We start from the raw sequence: 14,601 nt of genomic DNA on the forward strand, positions 1-14,601 counted from the left end.
GCGGATGGGGTTGGGGCTCAGCCCTCGACCGTGACGCCCATGGAACGGGCGGTGCCGGCGATGATCTTCTCGGCGGCGTCCAGGTCGTTGACGTTGAGGTCGGGCATCTTGGTGGTGGCGATCTCGCGGACCTGGTCACGCGTGATCTTCGCGACCTTGGTCTTGTGCGGCTCGCTCGAGCCCTTCGCCACGCCCGCGGCCTTGAGGATCATCTTCGCGGCCGGCGGGGTCTTGGTGATGAAGGTGAAGGAGCGGTCCTCGTAGACCGTGATCTCCACCGGCACGACCCAGCCACGCTGCGACTCGGTCGCGGCGTTGTAGGCCTTGCAGAACTCCATGATGTTGACGCCGTGCTGGCCCAGCGCGGGGCCGACCGGCGGGGCCGGGTTGGCGGCACCGGCCTGGATCTGGAGCTTGATGAGCCCCGTGACCTTCTTCTTCTTGGGAGGCATTGCTCTCTCCGGGTCCTAGTGAGAGTTTTCCAGCCTCCGATCCGGATCAGCCGGATGGAGGCATACCGCACAACGATAACGGGTATCCATGTGCGGCCAAAAACCGAGCAGGTCAGGCGGGCTCCAGGAGCCCGTCTGACCTGCTCGGAAGCCGGGGTGGTGCTAGTTCTTCTGGATCTGGTCGAAGGAGAGCTCGACCGGCGTCTCGCGGCCGAAGATCTCCACGAGGCCCTTGACCTTCTTCGAGTCCGGGTTGATCTCGTTGATGGTCGCCTGGAGCGTGGCGAACGGGCCATCGGTGACGGTGACCGAGTCGCCCACCTCGAAGTCCAGCACCTGGACCTCGACCTTGCGCTGCGGAGCAGGCTTGCCCTCGGCCTCGGCGGCCTCGCGGGCGGCCTTCTCCTCGGCCTCCGGGGCGAGCATCTTGACGATCTCGTCCAGCGTCAGCGGGTACGGGTCGTAGGCGTTGCCCACGAAGCCGGTGACACCCGGGGTGTTGCGGACGACGCCCCAGGACTCGTTCGTCAGGTCCATGCGGACCAGGACGTAGCCCGGGAGCTTGTTCTGCTTGATCGTCTTGCGGTCGCCGTTCTTGATCTGGACGACCTCTTCCTGCGGCACCTCGGCCTGGAAGATGTAGTCCTCGACGTTCAGCGAGACGGCGCGCTGCTCCAGGTTGGTCTTCACGCGGTTCTCGTAGCCGGCGTAGGTGTGGATGACGTACCACTCGCCGGGCAGGACCCGCAGTTCCTCGCGGAGCTTCTCGATCGGGTCGCGGTCGTCCTCGGGCTCTTCCTCGAGTTCTTCCGCGGCCTCTTCGGCGTCTGTTTCGGCGTCTTCGGCCTCCGCCTCGGCGGCGTCGTCCGCGACGGCGTCGGCAGCCTCGACCTCGGCGGAGGCCTCGGTGTCCTCGCTGTCCGCGCCCTCGACGGTGTCGAGCTCGTCCTCGACGGACTCGACAGGCTCGATGGCGTCGTTCACGTTCGGGTCAGACACGGTGGCTGCTTCTTCCTGGATACATAGGGGTGGAACATGCGAAAGGAGCGCCGGGTACCTCGGCGCTCTTCGCGGGCGGCTCAGCCGAACACGTACTTGGCGGCGTTGCTGAGTCCATAGTCAATCACGGTGACGAGGCCGATCATGACGACCACGAAGATGATCACCACGGTCGTGTACGTCGTCAGCTGGTTGCGGGTCGGCCAGACGACCTTGCGCAGCTCCGCGACGATCTGGCGGTAGAAGAGGGCGAGCCGCTTCAGCGGGCCCTTCTTGGCGCGCTTGCCGCCCTTGCGGGTCTTCTTGGACTCCGGCGCCTCGTCCTGGGCATCAGGCATGTCGATGGAGCCCACGGCGTCCGTCACTCGTCCTCACCTGATTCCGGGTCGTGGCCGTGCCGCGCCCGGTCTGAGCCGCACGGCGGTGCATTGCTGTACGTACATGCGCACACATCCTGGCGAAGGTGTGTGTAGCAGGGCCGGAGGGACTTGAACCCCCAACCGCTGGTTTTGGAGACCAGTGCTCTACCAATTGAGCTACGACCCTTTGTGTGTCCCCCAACGTACCGCATCCGTCCGGATGCTTGGTGTGCACCGAACGGGCGCGGCCTGCGAGAGGCCAACGAGGTGAGAGTGTACGTGGTCTGCGGCCGGTCGTCGAACAGAAAGGGCTCCGGCAAGGCCTCGTTGGCGGAAGATCGCCTGTGGAGCGGGGAGCGGACGACGGGGCTCCGGGTGAAGATCGCCCAGGCCGTGCGGCCGATCCGCACTGTTGTTCAGGGATTTGCCCGGCGTTGTTCAGTCTGTGAAACCCCCGTGCCGCGCACGTTTCCAGTCTGAAACGATGGGGCGCATGAGCCCTGCAACCCCTCCCACCGAGCGCCGGGTCTCCGCCCGAGTCGGCGCGATCTCCGAGTCCGCCACCCTCGCCGTGGACGCCAAGGCCAAGGCACTCAAGGCCGCCGGGCGGCCGGTGATCGGCTTCGGCGCCGGTGAGCCCGACTTCCCGACTCCGGACTACATCGTCGAGGCCGCGATCGAGGCCTGCAAGAACCCGAAGTTCCACCGCTACACGCCGGCCGGCGGCCTGCCCGAGCTGAAGGCCGCGATCGCCGCGAAGACGCTGCGCGACTCGGGCCTCGAGGTCGACGCCTCGCAGATCCTCGTCACCAACGGCGGCAAGCAGGCCATCTACGAGGCCTTCGCCGCGATCCTCGACCCGGGCGACGAGGTCATCGTGCCCGCGCCTTACTGGACGACGTACCCGGAGTCGATCCGGCTGGCCGGGGGTGTCCCGGTGGAGGTCGTCGCCGACGAGACGACCGGCTACCGGGTGACCGTCGAGCAGCTGGAGGCGGCCCGGACGGAGAAGACGAAGGTCGTCCTGTTCGTCTCGCCGTCGAACCCGACCGGCGCGGTCTACAGCGAGCAGGAGACCGAGGCGATCGGCCGCTGGGCCGTCGAGCACGGCCTGTGGGTGATGACCGACGAGATCTACGAGCACTTGGTCTACGGCGACGCCTCGGCCGTGTCGCTGCCGGCGGTGCTGCCCGAGCTGCGCGACAAGTGCGTCGTGGTGAACGGTGTCGCGAAGACGTACGCGATGACCGGCTGGCGGGTCGGGTGGATCATCGGCCCGAAGGACGTGATCAAGGCCGCGACGAACCTCCAGTCGCACGCCACGTCGAACGTCTCCAACGTCGCCCAGGCCGCCGCGCTGGCCGCCGTCTCCGGTGACCTGGTCGCCGTGGAGAAGATGCGGGAGGCCTTCGACCGGCGCCGCAAGACCATCGTGCGGATGCTGAACGAGATCGACGGCGTGGTGTGCCCGGAGCCGGAGGGCGCGTTCTACGCGTACCCGTCGGTGAAGGCGCTGGTCGGCAAGGAGATCCGGGGCCGGCGGCCCAAGGACACGGTGGAGCTGGCCGCGCTCATCCTGGAGGAGGCCGAGGTCGCGGTGGTGCCGGGTGAGGCGTTCGGTACGCCCGGGTATCTGCGGCTGTCGTACGCGCTGGGTGACGAGGATCTCGTCGAGGGCGTGAGCCGGCTGCAGAAGCTCTTGGCGGAGGCCAAGGACTGACTCCTCACGTGAGTGGTCGGAGCGGGCCGTTCCCTTTTCGGGGAGCGGTCCGCTTTCTCGTGTGGGAGTGCGAGCAAGGCCACGTTCGGGGAAACCGCTACCGGGACGGTCGAGGCGTACGGCAGGATCCTGGAATGGAGCGTGTACGTGATGTCTCTGAGCTGCCGAAAGCCCATCTGCACCTGCACTTCACCGGGTCGATGCGGCCCACGACCGTGCTGGAACTGGCCGACAAGCACGGGGTGCGTCTTCCTGACGCGCTGACCGATGCCCTGAGCGGCGGCGAGCCGCCGAGACTGCGGGCGACGGACGAGCGGGGCTGGTTCCGCTTTCAGCGGCTGTACGACGCGGCGCGCTCGTGTCTGCGGGAGCCGGAGGACATCCAGCGGCTGGTGCGGGAGGCCGCGGAGGAGGATGTTCGGGACGGGTCGGGATGGCTGGAGATCCAGGTCGATCCGACGTCGTACGCGCCGCGGCTGGGCGGGTTGATCCCGGCGCTGGAGATCATCCTGGACGCGGTGGAGACGACGTCGCGGGAGACCGGGCTCGGGATGCGGGTGCTGGTCGCGGCGAACCGGATGAAGCATCCGCTGGACGCGCGCACCCTGGCGCGGCTGGCGGTGCGGTACGCGGACCGGGGGGTCGTCGGGTTCGGGCTGTCGAACGACGAGCGTCGGGGCATGGCGCGGGACTTCGACCGGGCGTTCGCGATCGCCCGGGAGGCCGGGCTGCTGTCCGCGCCGCACGGGGGCGAGCTGGCGGGGGCGTCGTCGGTGCGGGACTGTCTGGACGACCTGGGGGCGGACCGGGTGGGGCACGGGGTGCGGGCGGCGGAGCATCCCGGGCTGCTGCGGCGGCTGGCCGAGCGGGGTGTGACGTGTGAGGTGTGCCCGGCGTCGAACGTGGCGCTGGGGGTGTACGAGAAGCCGGAGGACGTGCCGCTGCGGACGTTGTTCGAGGCGGGGGTCCCGATGGCGCTGGGCGCGGACGACCCGTTGCTGTTCGGGTCGCGTCTTGCCGCGCAGTACGAGATCGCGCGGCGGCATCACGGGTTCACGGACGAGGAACTGGCGGAGGTGGCGCGGCAGTCGGTCCGGGGGTCGGCGGCACCGGAGGATGTGAAGGCGAAGCTGCTGGCCGGGGTGGACGACTGGTTGCGGTCGTAGCGCCTACGGGGGTGCGGTGGGTCGGGGCCGCGCCGGGGGGTGTCCGTCCTCGGAACGGCGCGATGGGCTCGGACACCGACTGACTGTCCGTTGACGCGCCAACCGCTGCGGGCGGACACCCCCCGACACGTCCCCTTCCGTGCGTACGCGGCTGCGGGCGCGTCTCGCCTTAGCTGCGGGCAGACCGCCGTGTGGCCGCCTTAGCTGCGGGCAGTCGTGCCGCTAGGGGCGGCACGGGTGGGCGCAGCGGCACCCCGCTCCGCCGGGCTGCGCACCCACCCGGCTCTGGCACCGACGCCGGGTGCCTACAGGCTCACTCCCACCGTCACCGGCTCGTTCACCAGCGTGATCCCGAAGGCCTCCCGGACTCCGGCCACGACCTCGCGGGCCAGGGCGAGCAGATCCTCCGTGGCCGCCGTACCCCGGTTCGTAAGCGCCAGGGTGTGCTTCGTGGAGATGCGGGCCGGCCCGTCGCCGTACCCCTTCGTGAAGCCCGCCTTGTCGATCAGCCAGGCCGCGGAGGTCTTGGTGCGGCCCTCCCCCGCGGGATACGCGGGCGGCTCCACCCCCTCACCGAGGCGCTCCCGCACCCGCGCGCGGAACCTCGCGAAATCGGCGTCCGTGAGGATCGGGTTGGTGAAGAAGGAGCCCGCCGACCACGTGTCGTGGTCCTCGGGATCCAGGACCATGCCCTTACCGGCGCGCAGCTTGAGCACGGTGTCGCGGGCCGAGGCGAGCGGGACGCGGTCGCCGGCCTCGACTCCGAGGGCGCGGGCCGTCTCGGCGTACCTGAGGGGAGCGGACAGGCCCTCGGCGTCCTCCAGAGCGAAACGGACGCGCAGGACCACGTAGCGCTCGGGGTCGGACTTGAAGCGGCTGTGGCGGTAGGAGAAGGCGCAGTCCTCGTTGGCCAGGGTGACCGTCTCGCCGGTCAGGCGGTCGTAGGCGACGACCTCCGTGATCGTCGAGGAGACTTCCTGGCCGTACGCCCCGACGTTCTGGATGGGGGTCGCGCCGGCCGAGCCGGGGATGCCGGCCAGGCACTCGATGCCGGCCAGGCCCGCTTCCACCGTGCGGGCGACGGCGTCGGTCCACACCTCGCCGGCGGCCAGTTCCAGTCTCGTGCCGTCGAGGGAGTAGCCCTTGGTGGCGATGACGAGGGCGGTGCCCTCGAAGCCCTTGTCGCCGATGACCAGGTTCGAGCCGCCGCCGATGAGGAGCAGCGGGGTGCCCGTCTCGTCGGCTTCGCGTACGACGGCGATCACCTCGTCGTCCGTCGTCGCGGTGACCAGCCGGGTCGCGGGGCCGCCCAGCCGGAAGGTGGTCAGCGGGGCGAGGGGGGCGTCGTGGAGTTCCAGCACGGGCTCAAGAGTACGAGACGGCACCGACAGGCTCCGGCACGCGTGTGTGCGGCTCCCGTCCGGGAGACGAGGGCCGCACGCGCGCGTGGTGTCGGTCAGGGCAGGCGGCGCATCGCCTCCGGCCAGGACAGCGGCAGGTCGTCGCTGCCGGCCTGCCATGTGGTGAAGCTCGCGTCCTTCATCTGCGGGGCGAGGCCCCGGGCAGCGGGTCCGTGGGCGCCCGCACGGACGAAGTCCTGGAGTGCGGCCTTGGACTCCCAGGCGGACAGCGTCCAGAAGGTCCGCTGGAGCGGCTTCGCCTTCAGGGTCGCCCCGTAGACGCCGGGGCTGCGGCGCACCTGGCGCCAGACGGCGGGCGTCCCGGCGAGGAACTTCAGTGCTCCCCACAGGGTGCGCGTCTCGAAGCGGGAGGCGAAGACGTGCACCTCGGTGTCGCGGGGCGGGGTGTTGGGGACGGTCCAGGGAAGGGTCGGCATGCCCGTTCCTCCTTCGGGTCGTCGGGGTCAGCGGGAGGCGGTTTCCAGCACGGGTGCCGGTTCTGAGGGGGCGGTCTGCGGCTCGGCGCGTCGCCGGGTCGGGATCAGCAGGGCCGCGACGCCCGCGAGGGCGACCACCGCGGAGCCCGTCACCAGTGCGGGGCGCATGCCGTCGACGAAGGTCTGGCCGGTCTCGTAACCGCCCTGCGCCGCGAAGATCGACGCCATGACGGCGATGCCGAGCGCTCCGCCCACCTCGCGCAGGGCGTTGTTCGCACCGGAGGCGATGCCCTGCTCCGAGGGCCGGACGCTGGACATCACCAGGTGCGAGGCGGGGGCGAAGAACAGGGCCATGCCGATGCCGCTGACGATCAGGGCGGGCAGCTGGGCGGCGTAGGAGGCGTCCGCCGTGGCCACGACCGACATGTAGCCGAGGCCCAGGGCCTGGAGGAACAGGCCCGCGGCGACGACCGGGCGGCCGCCGATGCGGTCGGCGAGGATGCCGGCGATCGGGGCGACCAGCATCGGCATGCCGGTCCAGGGCAGCATCCTGAGGCCCGCCTCGGTGGGCGAGTAGCCGAGGACCCCCTGCATGTACTGGCTGAGCAGGAAGATCGAGCCGAACATGCCGAGGAACATCAGCAGGCTCGCCGCGTTGATGCCGGCGAAGGCCCGGGAGCGGAAGAGCCGCATCGGGAGCATGGGGTTGGCGGCACGCGCGCTGTAGAGGACGAAGCCGGTGAGGAGCGCGGAGCCCGCGAACAGCCCCGTCAGGACCACCGAGCCGGTCCAGCCGTCGACGGGGCCGCGGACCAGGCCGTAGACGATGCCGAAGAGGCCGCTGCTGGCGAGCAGGGTGCCGGGTATGTCGAGCGGGGCGCCGGTGCCGTGGGACTCGGCGAGGCGGAGGCGGGCGAGGGGCAGCAGGGCCAGACCGAGCGGGACGTTCAGCCAGAAGATCCACTGCCAGGAGATGTGCTCGGTGAGGGTGCCGCCGACCAGCGGCCCGGAGGCGACGGCGAGTCCGTTGACGGCTCCCCAGATGCCGTACGCCATGCCCCGCTTGGCGGCGGGCACGGCCGCGGTGAGCAGGGTGAGCGTCAGCGGCATCATCACCGCCGCACCGGCGCCCTGGATCGCGCGGGCGGCGATGAGGGAGTCGATGCCGGGTGCGAGGGCCGCTGCGGCGGAGGCGCCGGTGAAGACGGCGAGCCCGGCGATGAAGAGCCGGCGGCGGCCGAACCGGTCGCCGAGGGCCGCGCCGAACATCAGCAGGACGGCGAAGGTGAGCGTGTAGGCGCTCACGGTCCATTCCAGGTCGTGCAGTCCCCCGCCGAGGTCCTCCCGGATGGAGGGCAGGGCGGTGGTGACGACGAGGTTGTCGAGAGCCGCCATGAATCCGGCGACGCTGGTGATGACGAGGGCCCAGGCGGCTCCCCCGCGGCGTGCGGTCTGCTGTGACATCTCTCCCCCAGAGAGGTGATTCGCTCGGTCGCGTTAGTTATTGATCACTAACTTTTGAGATCCTGAAAAAGCGCAGCACTCTCGCCTTCCCTGTCAGATCTCCAGCCGGCCCTTGAGCCGCGCCGACGGGTACAGCCCCTCCCAGACGCGGTGTTCGGGAGGGAAGCCCATGGCCGCCAGGCAGTTGATGAGCATCCCGTAGGCCATGAAGGTCGTCGTCTCGCTGACGTCGGCACCCAGCGGCAGGTGAACCGTGTCCCACAGCCGCATCCAGCCGGCGCGCACCGACTCGCCGAACTCGTGGTCGCCCTCTTCCTCGGCGGCCTTCACCGCGACGTACATCTGCATCTGCATCATGAGCCGCTCGGGCCGCTCCGCGATGACCTTGGTGTACGCGTTCCCCATGGCGTGCAGGGCCTCTTCGCTCTCCAGCCCCTCGGAGGCCTCCGCGAAGGTGCGGATCGTGTCCTCCACGCACCGCTCGGCCGCCGCCAGGAAGATCGCCTTCTTGCCGGGGAAGAGCCTGAAGAGATACGGCTGCGAGACGCCGACCCGCCGGGCGATCGCCTCGGTGGACGTGCCGTGGTAGCCGCCGCGGGCGAACTCGATCGTCGCCGCACGGATGACGCTCTCGCGCCTCTCCTCCGCACTCATCCTGGCCATGCGAGTAAGTTAGTACTCAATCACTAACTACGTCAAGCGGGTATCGATGACCGGGTGCGCGTAAGGGGCGCCTCGCCATGGAGAGCGCCCCTTACACGGTCGTCTGCCGTCTCAGGCCAGCCGCACGACCGCACGCGACATGCCGAGCACCTTCTGCCCCGCGCTCGTCGCCGTGAGGTCCACACGGACGGTGTTGTCGTCGAGCTTGGCCGCGACCTTGCCGGCGACCTCGATCAGGGCGCCCTGGTCGTCGTTCGGGACGACGACGGGCTTGGTGAAGCGGACGCCGTACTCAACGACCGCGCCCGGGTCGCCGGTCCAGTCGGTGACCACGCGGATCGCCTCGGCCATGGTGAACATGCCGTGCGCGATGACGTCCGGCAGGCCGACCTCCTTGGCGAACTTCTCGTTCCAGTGGATCGGGTTGAAGTCGCCGGAGGCGCCCGCGTACTGGACGAGGGTCGCTCGGGTCACGGGGAAGGTCTGCGCGGGCAGTTCCGTGCCGACCTCGACGTCGGAGTAGGAGATCTTCGCCGTCATGGGTTCGCTCACGCCTCCTCGGCCGCGCGGGCCACGAGCTTGGTCCAGGCGGTCACGACGTGCTCGCCGGCCTCGTCGTGGACCTCGCCGCGGATGTCCACGATGTCGTTGCCCGCCAGGGACTTGATCGCCTCGATGGTGGAGGTGACCGTGAGCCGGTCGCCGGCGCGGACCGGGCGGCGGTAGGCGAACTTCTGGTCGCCGTGCACCACCCGGCTGTAGTCCAGGCCGAGCTGGGGGTCCTGGACGACCTGCCCGGCGGCCTTGAACGTGATCGAGAAGACGAAGGTCGGCGGCGCGATCACATCGGGGTGGCCGAGCGCCTTGGCGGCCTCCGCGTCCGTGTACGCCGGGTTGGCGTCCCCGACCGCCTCGGCGAACTCACGGATCTTCTCCCGGCCCACCTCGTAGGGCTCGGTGGGCGGGTACGTCCGCCCCACGAAGGACTGGTCGAGCGCCATGGCCCGGCACCTCCTGGCTTCCGCTACTGAACGGTACGGGTCATTCAACGACGCGAGGCCGCCCCCGATCACTCGGGAACGGCCTCGTGTACGAGCCTGTTTTATCGCGTTTCGCGGTGCGCGGTGTGCGCGTTGCAACGCGGGCAGTGCTTCTTCATCTCAAGACGGTCCGGGTTGTTACGCCGGTTCTTCTTGGTGATGTAGTTCCGCTCCTTGCACTCCACGCAGGCCAGCGTGATCTTCGGGCGGACGTCGGTGGCAGCCACGTGAGTGCTCCTAAGACGAACGGATGGACTGTTTAACGCAAGAAGAGTAGCCGATCGAAGGACCGACCCCGCAATCGGCTACTGTCAGTAGCGGTGACCGGACTTGAACCGGTGACACAGCGATTATGAGCCGCTTGCTCTACCGACTGAGCTACACCGCTTTGATGTGATCGAGCCCCCGCCTCGCGACGGGAACCAGTCACACCAGAGCCCCAAAACGGAATCGAACCGTTGACCTTCTCCTTACCATGGAGACGCTCTGCCGACTGAGCTATTGGGGCGAGCGATGAAGACATTACACGCTCCGCGGCCGTTCGCCCAAATCCGTTTCGGGGTACCCGTCCGGGCCGCACCACCGTCCGCACAGCAGCCTCGCGCGTGCCTCTCGTTCCGCACGGCGGACCACGCCGGTACGACTATTGCGCTCCTCCCCGCGACGGACGGGAGGCCGCCCTAGGCTCGACTCACTCTGAGTGATCATGCGTCCTCGCGTGCGCAGCCGAGCCCCAGGAGCGCGATGCCCGACAGCCAGCCGAAGCCACCGCCCTCGTCGTCGTCGCCGGGGCCGGCCGACCCGTCGTCGCTGCTGCTGTGCGGGGCGCGGCTCACCGACGGCCGGACCGTGGACGTACGGCTGGTCGGCGGGCGCATCGAGGCGGTCGGCACGGCCGGCAGCCTGGCGGCGGGCGGCACGCGCGCGTGCGGGGCGCGAGTGGATCTCGGCGGCTATCTGCTGCTGCCGGCCCCGGCCGAGCCGCACGCTCACGCCGACACGGCGTTGTCGGCCGACGCCCAGGGCCCGGTCTCGTACGAGCCCCAGGACGTCCAGCGCCGGGCGACCGAGGCCGCGCTGCTCCAGCTCGGGCACGGGGCGACGGCGGTGCGGGCCCACGTGCGCGTGGGGGACGTGCAGGGGCTGGGCGCGCTGGCGGCCGTGTTGCAGGCGCGGCGGGCGCTGCGGGGGCTGGCCGAGCTGACGACGGTGGCGATGCCCCGGGTGCTGACCGGGGTGGCCGGGGCGGACGGTCTGGCGGTGCTGCGGGACGCGGTGAAGATGGGCGCCTCGGTGGTGGGTGGCCGGCCGGATCTCGACCCGGATCCGACGGGGTACGTGGAGGCGGTCCTGGAGGTGGCCTCCGAGCACGGCTGTCCCGTCGACCTGCACACGGACGCCGGGGATCCGGCGCGGCTGGCCCGGCTCGCGGCGATGGCGGGCGGGCTGCGTCCGGGGGTGACCCTCGGCCCGTGCGGCGATCTCGGCCGGCTGCCCTCCGAGGTGGCCTCGCGGACCGCGGACCAACTGGCGGCCGCGGGGGTGACGGTGGTGTGCCTGCCGCAGGGCGGCTGCGGTGGCGTGGACCGGCGGGGTGCGGCTCCGGTACGGCTGTTGCGCGCGGCCGGGGTGCGGGTGGCCGCCGGGAGCGGGGCGCTGCGGGACGTGTCGAACCCCGTGGGGCGCGGCGACCCGCTGGAGGCGGCGTTCCTGCTGGCCTCGCGCTACGGGCTGGCGCCCGGGGAGGCGTACGACGCGGTGAGCGGGTCGGCGCGGGCGGTGCTGGGGCTGCCGGAGGTGCGGGTGGAGGCGGGATTCCCGGCCGAGTTGCTCGCCGTGCGCGGGGACGGACTCTCGGGGGCGCTGTCGCTGGCGTACAGCCGGGTGGTGGTGCACCGGGGGCGTGTGGTGGCGCGGACCAGCGCGGTGCGGGAGTACTGCAGTTCGGCGGCTTCGGTGGAGCTGGGGCTGCCGCGGCAGGGGCGGGGGCAGTTGTCGTAGGGCCCGTGGAGAGCGGGGCGTGGGCCGGGGTGCGTGGCTCGAGTCGTGCGGCGGACGGTGCTGTCCGGGCGTACGGTCGAAGGCATGCGTACTGTCATCGCTGGTGGTCATGGTCAGATCGCGTTGCGGCTGGAGCGGCTGCTCGCCGCGCGCGGGGACGAGGTAGCGGGGATCATCCGCAAGGCCGGGCAGGCCGACGATCTGCGGGCGGCCGGTGCCGAACCGGTCGTGCTCGACCTGGAGTCGGCGTCCGTGGACGAGGTCGCGCAGCGGCTGCGGGGTGCCGACGCGGCGGTGTTCGCGGCGGGCGCGGGCCCGGGCAGCGGGGCGGCCCGCAAGGACACCGTGGACAAGGCCGCGGCGGTCCTCTTCGCGGACGCGGCGGTGAAGGCGGGCGTACGGCGCTTCGTGATCGTGTCGTCCATGGGCGCCGACCCGCGGCACGAGGGCGACGAGATCTTCGACGTGTACCTGCGCGCCAAGGGCGAGGCGGACGCGTACGTCAGCGGCCTGGAAGCCCTGGACTGGACGATTCTGCGCCCCGGTCAGCTCACCGACGACGCCGGCACCGGCCTCGTACGCCTGGAGGCGCACACGGGCCGCGGACCGATTCCGCGTGACGACGTGGCCGCCGTGCTGGCGGAGCTGGTGGACACGCCCGCTACGGCAGGCCTCACGCTGGAGCTGATCAGCGGGCCGGCTCCGGTGTCCGTTGCGGTGAAGTCGGTGGCGGGGAACTGACGACTCCGGGAACTCCGCCTTAGAACAGGGGCAGTTGGCCGGGGAAGTCGGGTACCACGTAGCCGTCCAGGGCGGGCTGTTCCGGGCCGGGCCTCGCCTGGCGGCGGGAGCCCGGACACGAGGTGAGTTCGCCGTGTTCCCGGGCGCCGGGCGGGTCGTGGCGCGCGTACCGCCCGGCGACGACGGCGATCTCGCGACGGCACTCGGGGCAGGTTCTGCGACGGGAGGACATGGGGCCAGTGTGCCGCGCGAGCGACTCGCGCATGCCTGTGCCACATCGAACTCGCCCACGCCGAGGAGTAGTCCGCGCCCGTTCGGGCCCCAGCCCTGTCTTGCCTTTTCTTATTTCTTCTCGTTTCTTACTCCTTCTCCTTTCTTATGTTCTGCGACCTGTCTGTCTTTTCGCGGGAGGGGGTGTTCCCATCGCGTCGGTGCACCAGGTCCCAGATGATCGTCCCCATGGGATCTCGTGTGTCAGAGGTGTCACTTCCACCTCTTTTCTGCCCTCTGGAATCCGCCATTCACCCGCGCGTACGGCAGGTCGAAAAACGCGCCGTGGAGTGGATCGGCAGCAGCGGTATGTGCGCCTCCGAAGAGGAAAAGGCCTGGGTCGTCGCCACGCACAGCACCGATTTCTACGGCCGGTTCGCCCCGGACGCCGACGACGACCGGCTGCTGGCGACGGCCCTGTGGGTGTACTGGGGCTTCGGATTCGACGACGCACGCTGCGACCACGGGCCGCTCAGCACCCGTCCGGCGCAGTTCAACGCCCTGGCCTGTCAGGTGCAGCGGGCGTGCGAGACCGATACGGCGGTCGGGGAGGACCGCTACATCGGTGCTCTGCAGGACATCCTGTGCCGCTTCCGGTCACTCGCCACGCCCACGCAGGTCAGCCGGTTCACCCACGCGCACCGCGCCTGGCTGTCCGGGGTGGCCTGGCAGATCGGCAACCAGGCGCTGGGCCGGATGCCCGGCCTGGACGACTTCCTGACGATGCGGCTGCTGTCGGCGGGCGGGGAGCCGACGCTCGCGATGCTGGAGATCGCCACCGGCGCCGAGGTGCCCGCGGCCGACCTGCACCGGCCGGCCGTCCGCGCGCTGACGGAGATGGCCATGCTGGTGGCCTCCCTCGACAACGACCGGCACTCGCTGCGCAAGGAACTGTCCCGGGACCATGCCGACCAGAACATCTACACGGTCCTCATGCAGGAGCGGGACCTCCCGCTGGACCAGGCGGTGGAGGTCGCCAACGGGCTGCGGGACCGCGTACTGCTGCGGTTCCTGCAGCTGCACGACCGCGTCCGCCCGGCGGCCGGCCTGGAACTCGCCACCTACCTCCAGGGGCTGCGGTACGGCATCCGCGGCAACAACGAGTGGGGGATGCGCGTACCCCGTTACCTCAGCCTCGGCCACTGGCCCGACGCGATGGAGGACACGGCGCTGACCTGGGCCGAGGAGCCGTCCGACACCCGGCCGGGCCCGCTGGAGGGCGCTCCCGGCATCGCCTGGTGGTGGGACACGGAGCTGGGCTGAGCCCCGCTCTGCGGGTCAGTGGCCCGTGGCCAGGTCCAGCGTCCACCAGGGTCCCCCGGAACCGCCGGCCACACCGACCCCGGCGTGGATGTAACGGCAGGTGAGGACGATGGTCCGGTGTGGGGCGCTGTCCATCCACGTACGGACGGCGCCCTCGGGGGTGCGGGCGCCGGCGGCGATCACCTCGGCGCTGTGGCGGGGGTCGTAGCCGGCGTCCCGCATCCGGGCGGCCGGGCCGCTGCCGTCGGTTCCGGTGTGGCTGAGGCGCTGCCCGCGGGCCATGTCGGCGCTGTGCCGCTGGGCCGCCCTGGTGAGGGCCGGCCGCAACCGCAGGGGGCCGCAGCCGGCCTGGGCGCGGTGCCGGTTCACCGCGGCGACCACCTCGACCGCCACGTCGCCGCGGGACGGGCCCGGGCGGGAGTGCGTGGTGCCGCCGCCCTCGGGCGCCTGGGAGGGCCCGGGAGCCGGTACCGGCCACAAGGGAGGGGCGTAGTGCGGCGGCGGTGCCGGTACGGGCGGTCCGCCCCCGGCGATGAGGGCGATTCCCAGGGCAAGAGCGGCCCTGCGCATCCCGGTCATCTTTTCCTCTGCATTCTCTGCGGCCCGTGAATTTCCGTGCACACCGT

At 70.7% G+C, this 14,601-nt stretch carries 17 protein-coding genes and 3 tRNA genes; 5 read left to right on the forward strand and 15 right to left on the reverse strand.

Annotation, left to right across the window (positions count from 1 at the left end; translation table 11 throughout):
- Window positions 1–17: 17 nt before the first annotated feature.
- The 4 genes from rplK to ACZ3I3_RS06560 all read right to left on the reverse strand — a co-directional run bounded on the left by rplK (window position 18) and on the right by ACZ3I3_RS06560 (window position 1,997).
- Window positions 18–452, reverse strand: coding sequence for a 50S ribosomal protein L11 (gene rplK / locus ACZ3I3_RS06545; RefSeq protein ID WP_010036796.1), 435 nt, complete (start codon window positions 450–452; stop codon window positions 18–20).
- 162 nt (window positions 453–614) lie between these two features.
- On the reverse strand, window positions 615–1,451 hold the full coding sequence (gene nusG / locus ACZ3I3_RS06550) for a transcription termination/antitermination protein NusG (RefSeq protein WP_467363046.1): 837 nt from the start codon (window positions 1,449–1,451) through the stop codon (window positions 615–617).
- Between the two features lie 80 nt (window positions 1,452–1,531).
- Window positions 1,532–1,816, reverse strand: coding sequence for a preprotein translocase subunit SecE (secE, locus tag ACZ3I3_RS06555; RefSeq protein ID WP_467363047.1), 285 nt, complete (start codon window positions 1,814–1,816; stop codon window positions 1,532–1,534).
- Window positions 1,817–1,924: 108 nt separating this feature from the next.
- A tRNA-Trp gene (locus ACZ3I3_RS06560) sits at window positions 1,925–1,997 on the reverse strand.
- Window positions 1,998–2,303: 306 nt separating this feature from the next.
- Between ACZ3I3_RS06560 and ACZ3I3_RS06565 the strand changes: the two genes are divergently transcribed.
- On the forward strand, window positions 2,304–3,530 hold the full coding sequence (locus tag ACZ3I3_RS06565; protein WP_467363049.1) for a pyridoxal phosphate-dependent aminotransferase: 1,227 nt from the start codon (window positions 2,304–2,306) through the stop codon (window positions 3,528–3,530).
- Window positions 3,531–3,664: 134 nt separating this feature from the next.
- Window positions 3,665–4,696, forward strand: coding sequence for an adenosine deaminase (locus ACZ3I3_RS06570; RefSeq protein WP_467363050.1), 1,032 nt, complete (start codon window positions 3,665–3,667; stop codon window positions 4,694–4,696).
- A gap of 305 nt (window positions 4,697–5,001) precedes the next feature.
- Here the strand turns inward: ACZ3I3_RS06570 and ACZ3I3_RS06575 are convergent, their stop codons facing one another.
- The 9 genes from ACZ3I3_RS06575 to ACZ3I3_RS06615 all read right to left on the reverse strand — a co-directional run bounded on the left by ACZ3I3_RS06575 (window position 5,002) and on the right by ACZ3I3_RS06615 (window position 10,208).
- A complete protein-coding gene (locus ACZ3I3_RS06575; protein WP_467363051.1) occupies window positions 5,002–6,057 on the reverse strand; it encodes a UDP-N-acetylmuramate dehydrogenase in 1,056 nt (351 codons plus the stop codon).
- A gap of 95 nt (window positions 6,058–6,152) precedes the next feature.
- Complete coding sequence (locus ACZ3I3_RS06580) at window positions 6,153–6,533, reverse strand: DUF3291 domain-containing protein (RefSeq protein ID WP_467363052.1); 381 nt, start codon at window positions 6,531–6,533, stop codon at window positions 6,153–6,155.
- A 27-nt stretch (window positions 6,534–6,560) separates the two neighbouring features.
- Window positions 6,561–7,997 (reverse strand): MFS transporter, encoded by a 1,437-nt coding sequence (locus tag ACZ3I3_RS06585; protein WP_467363053.1) that lies wholly within the window; start codon window positions 7,995–7,997, stop codon window positions 6,561–6,563.
- Window positions 7,998–8,090: 93 nt separating this feature from the next.
- A complete protein-coding gene (locus ACZ3I3_RS06590; RefSeq protein WP_467363055.1) occupies window positions 8,091–8,660 on the reverse strand; it encodes a TetR/AcrR family transcriptional regulator in 570 nt (189 codons plus the stop codon).
- Window positions 8,661–8,771: 111 nt separating this feature from the next.
- Window positions 8,772–9,200, reverse strand: coding sequence for a MaoC family dehydratase (locus ACZ3I3_RS06595; protein ID WP_467363374.1), 429 nt, complete (start codon window positions 9,198–9,200; stop codon window positions 8,772–8,774).
- 8 nt (window positions 9,201–9,208) lie between these two features.
- Window positions 9,209–9,661: a MaoC family dehydratase N-terminal domain-containing protein gene (locus ACZ3I3_RS06600; protein WP_356929879.1), complete on the reverse strand. Its 453-nt coding sequence runs from the start codon at window positions 9,659–9,661 to the stop codon at window positions 9,209–9,211.
- 101 nt (window positions 9,662–9,762) lie between these two features.
- Window positions 9,763–9,927 carry a 50S ribosomal protein L33 gene (gene rpmG, locus ACZ3I3_RS06605; protein WP_003948671.1) on the reverse strand — a complete coding sequence of 55 codons (165 nt, stop codon included), beginning with the start codon at window positions 9,925–9,927 and terminating at the stop codon, window positions 9,763–9,765.
- Between the two features lie 88 nt (window positions 9,928–10,015).
- Window positions 10,016–10,088, reverse strand: a tRNA-Met gene (locus tag ACZ3I3_RS06610).
- Window positions 10,089–10,135: 47 nt separating this feature from the next.
- Window positions 10,136–10,208: transfer RNA gene (locus ACZ3I3_RS06615), tRNA-Thr, on the reverse strand.
- 236 nt (window positions 10,209–10,444) lie between these two features.
- On the opposite strand from ACZ3I3_RS06615, the gene ACZ3I3_RS06620 reads away from it, so the two are divergent.
- Window positions 10,445–11,701 (forward strand): amidohydrolase family protein, encoded by a 1,257-nt coding sequence (locus ACZ3I3_RS06620; protein WP_467363056.1) that lies wholly within the window; start codon window positions 10,445–10,447, stop codon window positions 11,699–11,701.
- A gap of 84 nt (window positions 11,702–11,785) precedes the next feature.
- On the forward strand, window positions 11,786–12,442 hold the full coding sequence (locus ACZ3I3_RS06625; protein WP_467363057.1) for an NAD(P)H-binding protein: 657 nt from the start codon (window positions 11,786–11,788) through the stop codon (window positions 12,440–12,442).
- Between the two features lie 19 nt (window positions 12,443–12,461).
- Here ACZ3I3_RS06625 and ACZ3I3_RS06630 read toward each other — a convergent pair whose 3' ends face one another.
- Window positions 12,462–12,674: a hypothetical protein gene (locus tag ACZ3I3_RS06630; protein ID WP_467363058.1), complete on the reverse strand. Its 213-nt coding sequence runs from the start codon at window positions 12,672–12,674 to the stop codon at window positions 12,462–12,464.
- Window positions 12,675–12,997: 323 nt separating this feature from the next.
- Here ACZ3I3_RS06630 and ACZ3I3_RS06635 point away from each other — a divergent pair, with 323 nt between their 5' ends.
- Entirely contained in the window at window positions 12,998–13,975 is a 978-nt protein-coding gene (locus tag ACZ3I3_RS06635) for a terpene synthase family protein (protein ID WP_467363059.1), read from the forward strand.
- A gap of 15 nt (window positions 13,976–13,990) precedes the next feature.
- On the opposite strand, the gene ACZ3I3_RS06640 is transcribed toward ACZ3I3_RS06635, so the two are convergent.
- Window positions 13,991–14,545 (reverse strand): CAP domain-containing protein, encoded by a 555-nt coding sequence (locus tag ACZ3I3_RS06640; protein WP_467363060.1) that lies wholly within the window; start codon window positions 14,543–14,545, stop codon window positions 13,991–13,993.
- Window positions 14,546–14,601 lie beyond the last annotated feature (56 nt).

The organism is Streptomyces sp. NPDC016851 (assembly GCF_055562795.1).